Below are 15,138 nucleotides of genomic sequence, written 5' to 3'. Positions count from 1 at the left end.
GAGCTTCTCGCTGGCGTAGGAAAAGCGGCTCCCCCAGAGACCGCGCAGATAGAAGGGCAGGATCACGCCGTTCGTCGCCGCCCGGGCGGATCGCTCGAAGCCGCGCTTGAACTCCGAGAGCTGTCCGTTCTTGCTGATGGTCCCCTCGGGGAAGATACAGACCACCTCGCCGGCATCGAGCAAACGCGAGACGGTGTCGATCGCCTCGCGGCTGCGCGCACCCGAGATGGGGACCACGCCGAAGAAGTCGAGGAACCAGCGCAGGTACCAGCGCTCGTAAATCACCCGTTCCATGACGAAGCGCACCGGACGCGGGCTGGCCATCTGGACCATCGCCCAATCGATCCAGCTGATATGGTTACCGAGCATCAGCACGCCGCCCTGGGCCGGCATGTTGTTCAACCCGATCACATCCAGGCGGTAGTGGGTCGCCATGAGGCGTGCGATCAGGAAGCGCACCAGCGACTGGGGCAGCTGATAGAGCGTGTAGATGGCGCCGCCCAGCGCCACCACGGCCAGCGCGAGCATCACCGCCAGACCACCGATCGCGAGATGGGCCGCGAGCACCGTCAGGCCGAGGAAGGCCAGCATCACGACGTTCTGGATGAAGTTGTTTGCGGCGAGCACGCGGCCGAGGCCCTGCTCGCCCGCGTTGAACTGGATCAGGGCATTGAGCGGCACCAAGAACAGGCCGCCGAGGAACCCGAGCAGCAGGAAGTTCAGCCCGTGCGCCCAGGCAGATCCCAGCCCCGGCAGGAGAAACAGGGCCGCGGCGACGCCGAGCGCTCCAACCGGGATCAGGCCAGTCTCGATGTGGCTGCGCGAGATCCGACCGGCGATGACCGACCCGACGATGATGCCGATGCCGGAGCAGGCCAGCATGCCCTGGATCACAACCGTGTTGGTCTCTCCGAGGGTCTCCTTTGCGAAGGCAGGGAAGGCGGCCAGGATGACCTGGGCGATCGACCAGAAGATCGCGAGCCCTACGATCGAGAGCCAGATCACCCGGTTGTCCCAGGCCGCGCGCAGGTTGTGGCGCAGATACCGCGCGCTCGCGTAGTCCGGCCAGGCAAACCGCATTGTGGCACCGGGACCTGTCTGGGGCAGCCGGTAGGCCAGGGTCACCTCGATCAGGGCACCCAGCACCAGCACCCAGCCGAGGGGCGCCATCAGCCCCATCACCCGATCCGGGCTGGCAGCGCTCTGGCCGGCAAGGCGCCCCTCGAACAAGACCGAGAAGAAGAAGATCCCGGCCAGGATCGCCGTGGTGGTCGTCGCTTGGACCCAGCCGTTGGCCGCCGCCAGAGACTCCTTGCCCACCAGTTCCTTGAGGTACCCGTATTTGGCCGGCGAGTAGAAGGCACTTTGAACCGCGAGCAGGAAGGTCATGGCGAACGCCGGCCAGAACCACGCCAGGTGATAGAAAAGCGTAATCAGAAGGGTTAAGGCCACGGCTGCCCAGGCGCTCGCCCGCATGACGCGATGCTTGGGGAAGCGGTCGGCAAGGAACCCCGAGGGGGTGAACAGAAGAACGAACGGCAGCAGGATCAGGGCATTGACGACGGCGGTCAGCAGGATCTGGAGATCGCCGTCATAGGTCTTGAAGAGGGTGTTCTGGATGATGATCTTGTGCCCCAAATCCACAAAGGCGTTGAGGAAGATCATGCTGACGTAGGCAGCGAAGCCGGCGATGCGAAAGAGTTGACCCATGGACTCGCCCCTTGCGATGACCGCGGTTGTCGTGGTTGCGCCATTCGTCGACCGCGGGAAGCGGCGCGGCCAGTGCGCCAGCCATCGCTGACAGAACAACAAGTTGCCGTCTTGAGTGCCGTCTCACCACATCTCCCTGGGCCACATGCAGATCCCACCGAGCGACCCTTGTTGATCAGTCCCAAGCATGCCTGACCCGATCGAGGCTGGGCAAGCACCGGCGCGTCCGCGCGCGCCGGCCTCGAGCGGCGCCCCAACGACGGGGGGTTCAGCACGCCGCGCGATCAGGAGTCGCCGACGGATTCGGCGCCGCCTGACGGGCAGGAGAAGCGGCGCCGGGGTTGGTCAGGGATGGCGCTTGATCGGCACCCGCAGGAGTAACCCCGCGGGCGATGCGCGCGCGACCTCAACGGCGCCAGAACGCCGGTGACAGAATCACCAAGATGGTCAGGATCTCAAGGCGTCCCAACAACATGGCGCTCACGGCGAGCAACTTTCCGAAGTCGCTGACGGACTGGAAGTTGTACGCGACCTCGCCGAGCCCCGGACCGAGATTGTTCAAACAGGTGGCCACGGCGCTGAAGGCGTCGAGGGGCGCGAGTCCGGCGTGGATCATCAGCAGCGTCAGGATGGCGACGGCGAAGGTATAGAGCGCAAAGAAGCCCCAAACGGAGCGCGCCAGCCGCGGGTCGACGACGCGCTGGCCGAGCCGCAGCGGCAGGATGGCATGCGGATGGATCAGCTGGCGCACCTCCTGGGCACCCTGCTTGACCATCAAGAGAACCCGCAACACCTTCATGCCACCGGCCGTCGAGCCGCCGCACCCGCCCACGAAGCTGATGTAGATCAGCAGAACCGGGAGGAAATCCGGCCAGTGTGCGAAGTCGACCGTCCCAAAGCCGGTGCTGGTGACGATCGAGACCACCACGAACGCGGCGTTGCGAATACTTGAGTGCGCCTGGTCGTAGGCACCCTGCAGATACAGGATGAGGCTGACCGTCAGGACTGCCGCCCCGACCAGTCCCAGAAAGGCCCTCGCCTCGACATCACGCAGATAATGCAAGGGATTGAGATGGAGCCAGGCCAGGTAATGGACCCCGAAGTTGATCGCGGCGAGCAGCATGAAGACCACGGCCACCGCCTCGACGGCGGAGCTCCCGAAATAGCCGATGCTTGCGTCATGCGTGGAGAAACCGCCGGTGGAGACGGTCGTCAGGCTGTGGGCAACGGCGTCGAAGGGACCCATTCCCGCCAACCAGTACCCGCCGGCGCAGGCCAGTGTGAGCGAAAAGTAGATCAGCCAGAGTGCCCGTGCGGTCTCGGTGAGGCGCGGGGTCAGCTTCTCCTCCTTGAGCGGACCGGGTGTCTCCGCACGATAGAGCTGCATCCCGCCGATGCCCAGCATCGGCATGACCGCGACCCCCAGCACGATCAGCCCCATCCCGCCGAACCATTGCAGCTGCTGTCGATAGAGCAGGAGCGAGCGAGGCATGGTGTCGAGATCGGTAATCACGGTCGCGCCCGTGGTGGTGATGCCCGAAGCCGACTCGAACAGGGCCTCGACCGGCGACAGACCGAACCCGCGCATCAGCGGCCAGGCACCCAACAGGCTAAGGAGGATCCAGAAGAGGGTCACGATCAGATAGCCGTCGCCGACGCTCAGCTCGTGCGTCCGGCGCCGGCCGATCAGCCACAACAAGGCACCGAAGCCGATCGATCCCGCCATCGGCCACAGGAAGTGGAGGATCTCCGGCTCTCGATACCAGACGGCGATGAGGATCGGGCTCAGCAGGGTGACGCCGAAAATCAGGGCATAGATGCCGATGATCCGGCCGAGCAGGAAGAGATTCATCGTCGCTCCCGACGACCCTGAAAACTGGAAACGGCGGTCGACCGACGCACAGACCAGGCCGCCCGTGGACCGGGACAAGTCATGCGGACGCCTTTGCCCGCCGGCACGAGGCGACCACGCGCCCTCGCAAGACGGACCCGCCGAGGCGCCGGCGGACCCGGGGGCTCAATGCACGACACCCAGGACCTCCAGATAGCGCTTGGCGCTGCGCGCCTGACCGTACTCGGCCACGGCCGCGCGGAGGACGTCGGGTGGCGGCGCCCGCTCGAGCGTCCGCTCCATCGCCGCCGCCAGGGCGGCAGCGTCCCCGACGGGCACCAGCGGGCCGAAGGTCCCACCGTCCAGGAGCTCGGACGGACCGCTCGGACAATCGGTCGAGACGACTGGGATCCCGAGCGCCATGGCCTCGGTCAGGACATTGGGCGATCCCTCCCAGGCCGAAGACAGCACGAACAGACGGGCACGGGCGAGATAGGCATAGGGGTTGTCCTGAAAGCCGGGGAGTGTGACCCGGTCGCTCACGCCGAGCGCGGCGATCAAGGCCTCGAGCTTGGGACGGCCGCCGCCTTCGCCGAGGATCACCAGCCGGCAGCCAAGGCGGCTAGGCAAGCGCGCGAAGGCCCGTATGAGCGTGGCGAAGTCCTTCTGCAGCTGCAGGCGTCCAGCGCCCAGGATGACCGGGGGCTCGCCAGGCCGAAACCAGGGATGGACACACGGCTTTGCCGCCTGGACGTCCAGCTCGGGGGTGATGACCGGGTTGCGGATGACGCTGATCCGCACGGGCTCGACCCGGGCGATGCAGGCAATATCCTCGGCCACCCCCCGGGAGACGGCCACAATGCGGTCGATCCGCGGGTAGAGCAGCCGCATGGGGGTGAAGCGCAGCCAGCGCTCGAGCGCCGTCTTACCCGCCATCGCCGCCGACAGATGGGTCCCCAGACGGACCACCAGCGGGGTCTCGGTGCGCGCGAGCGCACACGCCAGGACTGCCGCGCGCCCGGCCCGATCCTTTGCCGCAAGCAGGGCCACTGGCCGGCGGTGCCTGAGGTAGCGGGCCAGCGCGGGAATGGCGAGCAGGCTGTGCGAGGTCCCGAGTCGGATCTGGTTGACCTGCGGCGGAATCCGGCTGAGGTGGGGCCCGGATGCACGCATCAGGATCAGGTCGACCGGCTGCCCCAGATCCACGAAGCCGCGAATCAAGTTGACGACCATACGCTCCACCCCGCCGGGACCGGAAAAGGAGGCGAAGACGGCGACCGGGGCCTGGCGATCGGGCATCGGATGTCTCGGTGCGGGGACGGAAGGTGAGGAGGCACGCTGCACCCTGCCCATGCTACGACCTGGGCGGCGTGGAGGGAAAGATCGGCAGGCTCCGCTCGATCCGGCCAACGGCCCGGGCGGCGATGACGGGGAGCGCGGGCCGGGCAGATCGTCAGCTGGACCAGGTGTTATAGTCTGACGCCTGCGCGGCTGTTGAATCCGCAGAGGGCAGAATCATGGCGGTCAAAAAAACCCTGATGCTGGTCGGCGACTATGTCGAGGATTACGAGGCGATGGTGCCGCTGCAGCTCCTGCAGATGGTGGGCCATCGGGTCCATACGATCTGCCCCGACAAGCTGCCGGACGACTCGGTGCGCACCGCGATCCACGACTTCGAGGGCGACCAGACCTCCAGCGACGGCAGCCTGGTCACGGCCCTGGCCGGCCCGCCCCGACTGGATGCACAGGTTTCTCGAAGTGCTCGGCACTCGCATCGAGTCATGATGCGGCACGCGGTCTTCGTCTATGGCACCCTGCTGCGCGGAGAGGCCAACCATCATCTCATTGGAGGGGCCGAGTATCTCGGTCCCCATCGGACCGCGCCCTGCTTCGCGCTGTATCTGCTCGGCGCCTATCCGGGGGCGGTGCGCGGCGGCCGCACCGCCATCGTCGGTGAGGTCTTCAGCGTCGATGGCGCCGGGCTGCGCCGCCTCGACCGACTCGAAGACTACCCGCGACTCTATGATCGGCATTGGCTGCGGTCGCCGTACGGGCGCGCCTGGATCTATCTCTACCGCGGGTCCGTGCGCGACCGTGAGCTCATCCCCGGGGGCGATTGGCGACGCTTCGCCGCCGATCCGGATTCCTTGCGTGCCGCCGGCGTGCGCCGCGCTCGGGATCCCAAGACACGGCGCAGACGTCGGATTGGCGCCTCGGCTGCAGCCGGCGCGCGCGCCCGGCTCCTGACCGACCCTGGTCCGGGGGAGATCGCTACGCCGCCCGGGCACCGGGCAAGTTGTCGAGAAGCTGTTGCATAGGAGTGACGCGCATGTCCGAAGAGGGCCGGTTCACGATTCATCTCGAGCAGCAGGAGGGCTTCCAGATCAATGTCGCCTTCGACTGGAAGCGAGCCGCAGACCTGGTCATGGACGAGCCCCCGCCCCTGGGTGAGCAAGCGGGTCCGAACGCCTCGCGGCTGCTGGCCGCCGCCGCGGCAAACTGTCTGGGCGCGAGCCTCCTCTACTGCGTCTTCAAAGAGGACCCTCCCGCGAGCTGTCTGCGCGCCGAGGCCACCTGCGTGATGGTGCGAAACGACAAGAAGCGACTGCGCATCGGCCGGCTCGAGATCACCCTGATCCTCGGCGAGGTCGTGACCCAGTCGGCTCGATTCGCTCGTTGCAAGGACCTCTTCGAGGACTTCTGCGTGGTTTCGGCTAGCATCCGGCAGGGGATTCCGATGCGGGTGACGCTCACCGACGAGCAGGGCGTGATCCTGCACGCGTCGGAGTGACACGGCCTTGCGCTGAGAAGGGATGCGATGCGCCTGGGTCGACCACCCATCGTCGTCTGCGGGTCCGACCCGGTCGCGGGCCATGTCGTCGATGGGCTGCGCGCCGATCGGCGCAGGGTCGTTCGGGTCGGGCGCGAGCAACTCGCGACAATCGATCTCGGGGGTGTCCGCACGCTGATCTTGGCCGACCCCCCCGATCCATCGGAGTTGGTCGTGGACATCCTCGCCCGCGCCAAGCAGGGCCGGCGCAAAGGGGAACGGGCAGGACAGCGGCTGATCCTGATGCATCGCCAGGACCCGCCCCCACCGCTGCCCGCGCCGGATCCCGACGGACCGCTGCGACTGGAAACCTTTGCCATCCAGGACCGAGCCGCCCGCGACCTGCTCATGCGTCGCCCGCTGCACCTGGGCATGGATCCGCCTTTCCGGCAGGGGCCCCACCTGCTGATGGCCGGATTCGCGGAACCCGCGCAGGCGATCCTGGTGCAGGCCCTGCGGCTCATCCATTACGGCAATGCGCAGCCGCGCATTACGGTCCTCTGTGACCGCAGCCGCGAGATCGCCGGGGCGTTCCTGAGCCGCCACCCGCAGGCGACCAAGGTCGCAGACATCCGCTTTGCGCCCCTCAGGGCACTGCGAGCCGATCGCGGGCAACCCGCCGATGTCGACACCGTCGAGTCGGCATCGGGACAGGTCGAGGCAACGCTTGGCAGGGACCGGACGAAGGCACCCGCAACGCCGCCAGCGGAGATCCGCACCGTCGCCTGGTCGCGCGAGACGCCCGTCACGCTCGTCGTCGTCTGCCTCCAGGATCCGCCGGGGCTCGGTCTCGAGGTCGCGCGGCGTCTTGCCCGCGACCTCGCCGCAATGCAGGGTGTCTCGCCGCCGATTCTCCTGGAGATCGGGGACCGGAACCCCGACGGGCAGGTCGAGGACTGGGACGGGCAGACCGTGCCTTTCTCCTATCTCCGCGATGCCTCCCGCGCTGCGGTGCTCCTGGAGGGGCGCGGCGATGAGGTCGCGCGGACCATCCACGACCACTATCGCGATAGTATTGCCGCCCAAGGGCGTGACCCAGATGCCGAGCCCGCCGCCCGTCCCTGGAAACGCCTCGCCACCTCGTATCGCCAAGCCAACCGCCATCAGGCCGATCATGTCTGGGCCAAGCTCGCGGTGGCCGACTGCCGGGCAGTGCCGGAGGAGATGGTTGAGTCCTTCGCCTTGACGCCGTCGGAGGTGGAGCAGCTTGCCGTGATCGAGCACCAACGCTGGGCCGCGGACCGCTACCTCGACGGATGGAGCTATGCCGCCGTACGCGATAATCAGCGTAAGCATCACCCTCAGCTGGTGTCCTACGCCGAGCTCTCGGAGCCGATGAAAGACCTGGACCGCTTCGCGGTCCGCGGGTTACCGGCCTTGCTGGCACGCCAGGGTCTCGGGATCGTGCGGCTCCTGATCCTGGGCATTCCCCGGCCCAGCTCTGACTGTGCGTGCGGTCCGCCGCTGCGGCGCCTGATCAAGCAGGTCCTCGATCGACTGCGCTCGCGCTACCCGGATCGCGTGCTCATCCTCGCCTCCACGCTGACCGACCGACAGTCGCGTGGTCTGGTGCGGGCGGCGATGGACCAGCATCCTGGCGTGGGCCTGTTCCTGCTCCTGCCGCAACCGATCAACAAGACCCTCACCGAGCTGACTGATCGGGACGCCCGGCGCGATTTCCTGATGCTGGCTGCGCGAGCTGAGCGGCGGATCAGCCTCCAGGGCGACGAGGAGCTGGCGACCTGGTTTAGTGAACGTGCGCGAATCACTTTGATCCTAGGCAGGTCGATGCCGGCACGGCCCGAGATCAAGGCAGTCAGACTGGATGCCGCCCGCGAGCGACTCGAGTGGAGCTTCGAGTATTGAGCGCCCTCGCCACGGTGCGAGCCGTACTCCAGCATCGCTTGCCCGGGCCAACGGCACCTCACTTGATGGGGACGACCATGCTTTCCTTTCCATTTTTTTTCAGCAAGTTGCGGACCTTGTCGACGGCGCCTCGGTCGGCATAAGGGCCCGCTCGCACCCGATGATAGGTCTCACCACTCGCGACCCTCGCGGTCTGCACGCGACTGGAGATCCCCAGCAACGCAAGCTCGGCCTTCAATCGCTCGGCGTCGGCCGCCCGCCTGAATGAACCGACCTGCACCAGGAAGCCCCGGCCGTTCGGCGAAGTCGGTACTGACGGAGGCTCGGCCGGGAGCTGCTCTGCCGCGGCCGGCGGCTCGGGACGGGGTGCGGGCGGCGGGGCCGGCGGGCCGCGACCGATGTCGACCTCGGTCTCGCGCAGGAGGTTCTCGAATTCGAAGCTCGGCGGCGCCGGCGCCGCCCGCTCTGCCTTCGGAGGCAGTCCCGCGGTGGAGATTGCCTCGTCGCTGGAATCTTGCGTCCAGTAGAGACTCACGCCGAACGCGCCGAGCATGCATCCGAGCATGAACGACCAGAGGCAGGAACGTCCCTGTTTGCGTCGCGGCGCCGGCCGGGAGGGGCCGGCCCGCCGATAATCCTTGCTCATCTCACATGGCCTCCGGGGCTGAGACGCCGAGCAGACCCAAGCCGTTGCGCAGCACTTGACGCGCCGCCAGGATCAGCTTGATCCGCGCGTCTCGCAGGGCCGCATCCGCGACCAGGAACTGGTGGGCGTTGTAGTAGGTATGGAATTCGTTCGCCAGCTCACGCAGGTAATGGGTCAGCAGATGCGGCTCGGACTTGAGCGCGGCGGCCTCGATCACCTCGGGATACCGGGCCAGGCTGCGTAAGAGGGCCTGCTCGTGGGGTTCGTTCAGGCGCTCCAGATTGTCGGTGCCGGGACTGGTCTCCGCCGGGATCCCCTTGTCCGCGGCCTGTCTGAGCACACTGCTGACCCGCGCGTGCGCGTACTGAACGTAGTAGACGGGGTTGTCGGACGACTCCGACGTCGCGAGGTCCAGGTCAAAATCCAGATGCTGCTCGCAGCGACGCATCACATAGAAGAACCGCGCGGCGTCTCGCCCGACCTCTTTGCGCAGCTGGCGAAGCGTCACGAACTCGCCGGATCGGGTCGACATCTGCACCTTCTCCCCACCACGGTAGAGGATCGCGAACTGGACCAGGAGCACCTCGAGTCGGTCGGGGTCGTCACCCATCGCCTGGAGCGCGGCCTTGACACGCGGGACGTAGCCGTGGTGATCCGCGCCCCAGATGTCGATGACGCGATCGAAACCACGCTCGAGTTTGTCCATGTGATAAGCGATGTCCGATGCAAAGTAGGTGCTCTGCCCGTTCTCACGCACCACCACGCGATCCTTCTCGTCGCCGAAGGCGCTCGAGCGGAACCACAGCGCCCCGCCCTGCTCGTAGACATACCCCGCCTCGCGCAGCCGTTCGATCGCCTTGATCACCGCACCGCTCTCGGACAGGGTGCGCTCCGAATACCACTCGTCGTACTCGACGCCGAACTGGGCGAGGTCCTCCCGGATGTCGTCGAGGATGGTGTTGAGCCCGAGCTCGAAGACATAGCGGTAGCGATTGTCGCCCAAGAGGTGTTTCGCCGCGGCGATCACACCGTCGATATGGGCCTCCTTGTCGCCGCCGTTCTCCCCGCCCGGGAGCGCGTCCGGGGGTAGACCGGCGAACACCCGGCCGGCATCCGCTCGATAGGCATCGCCATGCTCGCGGTGCAGGGTTGCGGCGATGTCCCAGACGTAATCGCCGCGGTAGCCGTTGCTGGGGAATCTGATGTCCTCGCCGCACAGCTCCAGATACCTCAGCCAGACGGAGCTGGCCAGGATGTCCATTTGGCGACCGGCATCGTTGACATAGTACTCACGATGCACAGCGAAGCCGACGGCCTCGAGCAAGTCGGCGACGACCGCGCCATAGGCTGCCCCGCGCCCGTGTCCCACGTGCAAGGGGCCGGTCGGATTGGCGGAGACGAACTCCACCTGCACGCGCCGGCCGGCACCGAGCCGGCTGCGGCCAAACCCATGTCCGGCATTCAGGATCTCGGGAACGAGTTGGCGATAGGCGTCGTCGGCAATGAAAAAATTGATGAAGCCCGGCCCCGCGATCTCGACGCGCGCGATCAGCGGCGACGGCGGCAGGGCGGCCACCAATCGCTGGGCGACCTCCCGCGGTTTGATGGCGCCCATCTTGGCCAGCACCATTGCGACATTGGTCGCGAAATCACCGCGTGACGGATCCCTCGTGCGCTCCACTTGAGGCTCGCGGAGCTCCGCGGCGTCACTCGCGGGGAGCTCGGCGAGGCTCCTCTGAGCCGCGCGGATCAACTCGATGATGGCTTGCTTCATGGGCGCTTCTTTCGGACGTCGAGCGAATGGACAACACGGGGGACCGCTGGCGATGAAAGCCGGGGCGGGATCCTGATCGGGACCCGCCCCGGTCGGCAACTGCCCTGACGGACCGCACGCGGCGGACGACTGGGACCGCTCCTCTCGCGCCATGAAGACCGCAGGATCAGCGCGATAGGATAACCGAATCCCAGGCTGGCGGGCATCGTTCGGTTGCCGGTCAGCACCCGCCGGCGTCGGCACCGCATCCCCCCGGGTCCGCGCGGCGATGCCGGCCTCGCGGCCGCAGCGCCGGAGCCTGTGTCCGCAGCGCCCCTCCCGGGCACCGCGATTGCGCCGTCGAGGCGACACGCGTCGGTTCTGTGCGAGCTCAGTAGAGATCCTGCGGATCCACATCCAACGACCAACGCAGTCCCTTGCTCCGGCGCAGCGAAGGCAACGCCTGACTCCAGCGTGCGAGAAAGCGCTGGAGGCAGGGCCGCTGCGAAGACTGGACGAGAAGCTGGGCACGGTGGCGCCCCGCGCGTCGCTCCATCGGCGCCGGAACCGGGCCGAGCAGCTGCACCTGCGCCTCGCCCAGACCCTGCGCCAGCTCGCGGGCACGCCCCAGGAACTCCATCGGAGTCTCAGCCGAAGGCGCCTCCGCCCGCAACAAGGCGAGGTGGCTGAAGGGCGGCAGCTCGGCCGCCCGCCGCTCCGCCAGCGCCGCCCGAGCAAACCCGGAATAACCCTCTCGCAACAGGCTTTGAAGCAGCGGATGCTCGGGGTGCCGGGTCTGGAGCACCACCCGACCGGGACGCTCGGCGCGTCCGGCCCGGCCCGTGACCTGTATGATCATTTGCGCCGCGCGCTCCGGCGCACGGAAGTCGCTCGCGTACAGCGCCTGGTCGAGGTCCAGGATCCCGACCAGGGTGACCCGGGGGAAGTGGTGTCCCTTCGCCAGCATCTGGGTCCCCAGCAGGATCTGCACCTCGCCGCATCGAGCCGCGTCCAACAAGCGCGCGAGCTCGCCGCGACGGCGCGTCGTATCGCGGTCGACCCGGGCGATGGCGACCCCTGGAAACAGGAGGCGCAACTCCTCGTCCAGCCGCTCGGTCCCGCGTCCCAGCATCCGCAGATCAGGACCCCGGCAGTCGGGACACCGGCCCGGCAACGGCTGAAACCAACCGCAGTGGTGGCAGCACAGCCTCCGGTATCCGAGGTGCAGGGTCAGCCGGGCATCGCAATGCGGACAGCTGCCGACCCATCCGCAGGTATGGCAGGTCAGCACGGGAGCATAGCCGCGCCGGTTGAGGAACAAGAGGACTTGGTTACCGACTGCGATCTCCGCGCGCATCTCCTCGCGGAGCACGCCCGACAGGCCGGCCTGAAGCGGCTGATCACGAATATCCAGCAGCGAGATCGTCGGCGCGCATGCGCTCCCCGCTCGCTGCGGCAGACGCAGCCAGCCATAGCGGCCGGTCTGGGCATTGCTCAAGGTCTCGAGTGAGGGTGTCGCCGAGCCCAGGACCACCGGGCAACCGATCAGCTGGGCGCGGCGGACCGCGAGGTCCCGCGCGGAATACCGAAATCCCTCCTGTTGCTTGAGCGACGGGTCGTGCTCCTCATCGACCAGCACCAGCCCGAGTCGCGGCATCGGCACGAACACCGCGGAGCGGGTTCCGAGCACCACGGTCGCCCGTCCTGCGGCCGCCGTGTGCCAAGCCCGCTCGCGCTCCGCGCCGCCGAGCGCCGAGTGCAGCACCACGGGCGGGTCGGGAAGACGACCGACCAGACGCTCGCGCAGCTGCGGGGTCAGAGCAATCTCGGGCACGATCAACAGCGTCTGCTTCCCCGAGGCGGTGACGGCCTCGATCAGGCGGATGTAGACCTCTGTCTTCCCGCTGCCCGTGACGCCCTCGAGCAGAAACGGGCGGAAGACACCGAGTGCACGCTTGACCTCTCGCACAGCCGCGGCCTGATCTGCATTGAGCTCGGGGCCCGGGGTCGCCCCGGCGGCGACCCGCTCCGGCCGGCACCCGCCGGGGATCAGACGGGTGGTCTCCAGCAAGCCGCGGGCACAGAGGTTGCGCACCGCGGCGGCGGCACCCCCGAACCGCGCGGAGAGGTCCGCGATGGCAAGCCCCTGCGGAGCCGCGCGGACCGCGGCCAGGAGGTCCCGCTGTTTCGGTGCTCGGCGCAGCTCTTGGAGGTCGAGGGCACGGCCGGCCAGCGTCGCCGAGACCCCGGCAACGCAATCCAGCTTGAGCGGATTCGGGCGGCGCAGACGCGCGGGAAGGGCGCTGAACAGCGCCTCGCCGATCGGCTGGCGGTAGTAGTCCGCCGCCCAGCGGATCAGGGTCAGCTCATCCGGGCCAAGCACCGGGTGCGGGTCGAGCAGGCGCCCAATCGGCTTCAGGCGCGCGAAGTCCTGGTCGGACGTCGCTGCAAGCTCGATGAGGATGCCGACGCGCTGCCCTTTGCCGAAGGGCACCAGGACACGCTGTCCAGGCATCAGCTTCGAGGCCGCCTCACCAGACGCCGCCGGACCTGACTCGTCCGGGCGCCGGGGAGGCAGGTAATCGAAGACCTCCGTCAACGGCGCGGCGATGGCGACTCGCAGGATGGGGCCGCAGATTTCACACGGATTCTGTTGCACGGTCTCGGACGAAGATCCCCGTTGGACGAGCTCGATTCAGGGTTAGCCCGCACACCTCCTAACTGGACTCTGAATGCACCGCAAGCATCGGCCGAGCAGCCTGAATCCACAACGGCCCACATCCTCTGTGGATAAACCTGGGGACTGCCTCTGGAAAGGCGGCGCGAGGCTGCGTCCCTGTTAAGGTTTCGCTGGTCTGGCTATTTTTTGATCAATCTCGGAATGTTATTTTCTTCAAAATCTTAGAGTGATACTCAAACGCCGGTCAGAGCCACCTGGGGCAGGCCCTCGAGCTCCGGGAGGATCCGGAGACGACTGTGAATGATCCACGGCTCGGGCGACAGGGATCTTCGGGAGATGCCCGCTTGCCCGGTCGAGAAACGGCCCGGAAGCCGTCTTGCGCGGGCACGCCAGCTGTGTATGATGCACGCAAATTCCGAGCCGTATGCCGCTATGTTGTCACTCAACCAACAGGTACTGCGAACGGATTTGGCAGGCATGCCGATGGAATGGGTCGACTACCGGGTCGCCGCCCGGCTCTACTTCCTCGGGCAAGTCGCCTATGCCTGCGGCGATCCGCTGTTCGAGCTCCGCGGCGGCATCAACGCGGCCACCCGCCGGCAGAGTCGCCTGGAGATTCATTCCATCATCGCGACCTACGGCACGCATCACACCCTCAGCAAGCTTCAGGGTGATTATGCCCCGCCGCTCTCAAACCGCACCCTGTTTCAACGCGACGACCACATGTGCATGTATTGCGGGAGTCGTTTCTCCGCACGCCATCTGTCGCGCGATCATGTCCGTCCCACCAGTCGGGGCGGTCGGGATCTCTGGAACAACGTCGTCACGGCCTGCGTGCGCTGCAACAACTGCAAGGCAGGACGGACACCCGAAGACGCCGGGATGGAGCTGCTCGCCGTCCCCTTCACGCCCACTCACGCCGAGTACATCTACCTGATGGGACGCCATGTCCTCGCCGATCAGATGGAATTCCTGCGTGCACACTTCCCGCGCTCCAGCCCCCTGCATCGGCGAATCGTGCGGAGCGCTGGGAGGAATCGAATGTGAGCGATTGGAAGGCGATCGAGCGCCACATCGGTGTCGCGACTGGTCGACCTTTCCAAGCTCGGCGTCAGCGTTCGGTCGGAGGGGGCTGCATCAATCGCGCGGCCGTCATCGACGATGCCACCGGGTCTTATTTCGTCAAGCTCAACAGCGCCGGGCGGCTGTCGATGCTCGAGGCGGAAGCGGAGGGTCTCGCGGCTCTCGGGGAGGCCCGCACCCTGCGCGTGCCCCGGCCGATCTGCGCCGGCATCGCGGGTGGCGACAGCTATCTGGTACTCGAATACATCGACCTCGGCGGCCGCCTCGACGCCGCGCGGGCCGGGCGCGGACTCGCTCGGCTGCATCGCCGGACCGCACCGGGCTATGGGTGGCATCGCGACAACACCATCGGCTCCACCCCTCAACGCAATGGCTGGATGAACGGCTGGGTGGACTTCTGGCGCGAGCACCGACTCGGTTTCCAGCTCGAGTTGGCCGCCCGGAACGGTTTCGCTCGGGAGCTGCGCGGACCCGGCGATCGGTTGCTGATCGGGCTCGGGGACCTGATCGGCCACCGCCCGGCGGCCTCGCTCCTTCACGGCGACCTCTGGGGCGGGAACATCGGCGCAACCCGCGAGGGTGAGCCGGTCATCTTCGATCCTGCGGTCTATTTCGGCGACCGGGAGGCGGACCTCGCCATGACGGAGCTCTTCGGCGGGTTCGGCAGCGACTTCTATGCCGCCTATCGCGAGGAATGGCCGCTCCCGCCCGATTATGCGACGCGCAAGACCCTCTACAA

11 protein-coding genes and 1 pseudogene are annotated in these 15,138 nt (G+C 67.2%); 6 read left to right on the top strand and 6 right to left on the bottom strand.

Going from position 1 to position 15,138, the window contains the following annotated elements; genetic code table 11:
- From LJE61_RS01600 to LJE61_RS01590, 3 genes are all read right to left on the bottom strand, one after another.
- Window positions 1-1,710, bottom strand: a 1,710-nt coding sequence (locus LJE61_RS01600) for an MFS transporter (RefSeq protein ID WP_296917202.1), incomplete at its 3' end; no start/stop codon positions are given.
- A gap of 406 nt (window positions 1,711-2,116) precedes the next feature.
- Entirely contained in the window at window positions 2,117-3,562 is a 1,446-nt protein-coding gene (locus tag LJE61_RS01595) for a TrkH family potassium uptake protein (RefSeq protein ID WP_296912142.1), read from the bottom strand.
- A 165-nt stretch (window positions 3,563-3,727) separates the two neighbouring features.
- Window positions 3,728-4,840 carry a glycosyltransferase gene (locus tag LJE61_RS01590; RefSeq protein ID WP_296912140.1) on the bottom strand — a complete coding sequence of 371 codons (1,113 nt, stop codon included), beginning with the start codon at window positions 4,838-4,840 and terminating at the stop codon, window positions 3,728-3,730.
- A gap of 218 nt (window positions 4,841-5,058) precedes the next feature.
- Between LJE61_RS01590 and LJE61_RS01585 the strand changes: the two are divergent.
- The 4 genes and pseudogenes from LJE61_RS01585 to LJE61_RS01570 all read left to right on the top strand — a co-directional run.
- Window positions 5,059-5,241, top strand: a pseudogene (locus LJE61_RS01585) (DJ-1/PfpI family protein); the annotation flags it as partial.
- Window positions 5,242-5,322: 81 nt separating this feature from the next.
- Window positions 5,323-5,859 carry a gamma-glutamylcyclotransferase gene (locus LJE61_RS01580; RefSeq protein WP_367114895.1) on the top strand — a complete coding sequence of 179 codons (537 nt, stop codon included), beginning with the start codon at window positions 5,323-5,325 and terminating at the stop codon, window positions 5,857-5,859.
- 11 nt (window positions 5,860-5,870) lie between these two features.
- Window positions 5,871-6,332, top strand: coding sequence for an OsmC family protein (locus LJE61_RS01575; protein ID WP_296912138.1), 462 nt, complete (start codon window positions 5,871-5,873; stop codon window positions 6,330-6,332).
- Between the two features lie 27 nt (window positions 6,333-6,359).
- Complete coding sequence (locus LJE61_RS01570; RefSeq protein WP_296917200.1) at window positions 6,360-8,237, top strand: RyR domain-containing protein; 1,878 nt, start codon at window positions 6,360-6,362, stop codon at window positions 8,235-8,237.
- 58 nt (window positions 8,238-8,295) lie between these two features.
- On the opposite strand, the gene LJE61_RS01565 is transcribed toward LJE61_RS01570, so the two are convergent.
- The 3 genes from LJE61_RS01565 to LJE61_RS01555 all read right to left on the bottom strand — a co-directional run bounded on the left by LJE61_RS01565 (window position 8,296) and on the right by LJE61_RS01555 (window position 13,295).
- Window positions 8,296-8,883 (bottom strand): SPOR domain-containing protein, encoded by a 588-nt coding sequence (locus LJE61_RS01565; protein WP_296912133.1) that lies wholly within the window; start codon window positions 8,881-8,883, stop codon window positions 8,296-8,298.
- 1 nt (window position 8,884) lies between these two features.
- The gene (gene argS / locus LJE61_RS01560) at window positions 8,885-10,657 is read right to left on the bottom strand and encodes an arginine--tRNA ligase (RefSeq protein WP_296917198.1); all 1,773 of its coding nucleotides are present in this window, start codon (window positions 10,655-10,657) and stop codon (window positions 8,885-8,887) included.
- 370 nt (window positions 10,658-11,027) lie between these two features.
- On the bottom strand, window positions 11,028-13,295 hold the full coding sequence (locus tag LJE61_RS01555) for a primosomal protein N' (protein WP_296917195.1): 2,268 nt from the start codon (window positions 13,293-13,295) through the stop codon (window positions 11,028-11,030).
- Window positions 13,296-13,748: 453 nt separating this feature from the next.
- On the opposite strand from LJE61_RS01555, the gene LJE61_RS01550 reads away from it, so the two are divergent.
- Entirely contained in the window at window positions 13,749-14,363 is a 615-nt protein-coding gene (locus LJE61_RS01550; RefSeq protein ID WP_296917193.1) for an HNH endonuclease, read from the top strand.
- A partial coding sequence (locus LJE61_RS01545; protein ID WP_296917191.1) for a fructosamine kinase family protein occupies window positions 14,360-15,138 on the top strand: 779 nt, incomplete at its 3' end. The genes LJE61_RS01550 and LJE61_RS01545, both read left to right, overlap by 4 nt.

This window comes from Thiocapsa sp. (assembly GCF_022340925.1).
Classification (GTDB): domain Bacteria; phylum Pseudomonadota; class Gammaproteobacteria; order Chromatiales; family Chromatiaceae; genus Thiocapsa.
Note: the sequence above shows the minus strand (reverse complement) of the source record. Positions and strands in the feature narration are given on the sequence as shown.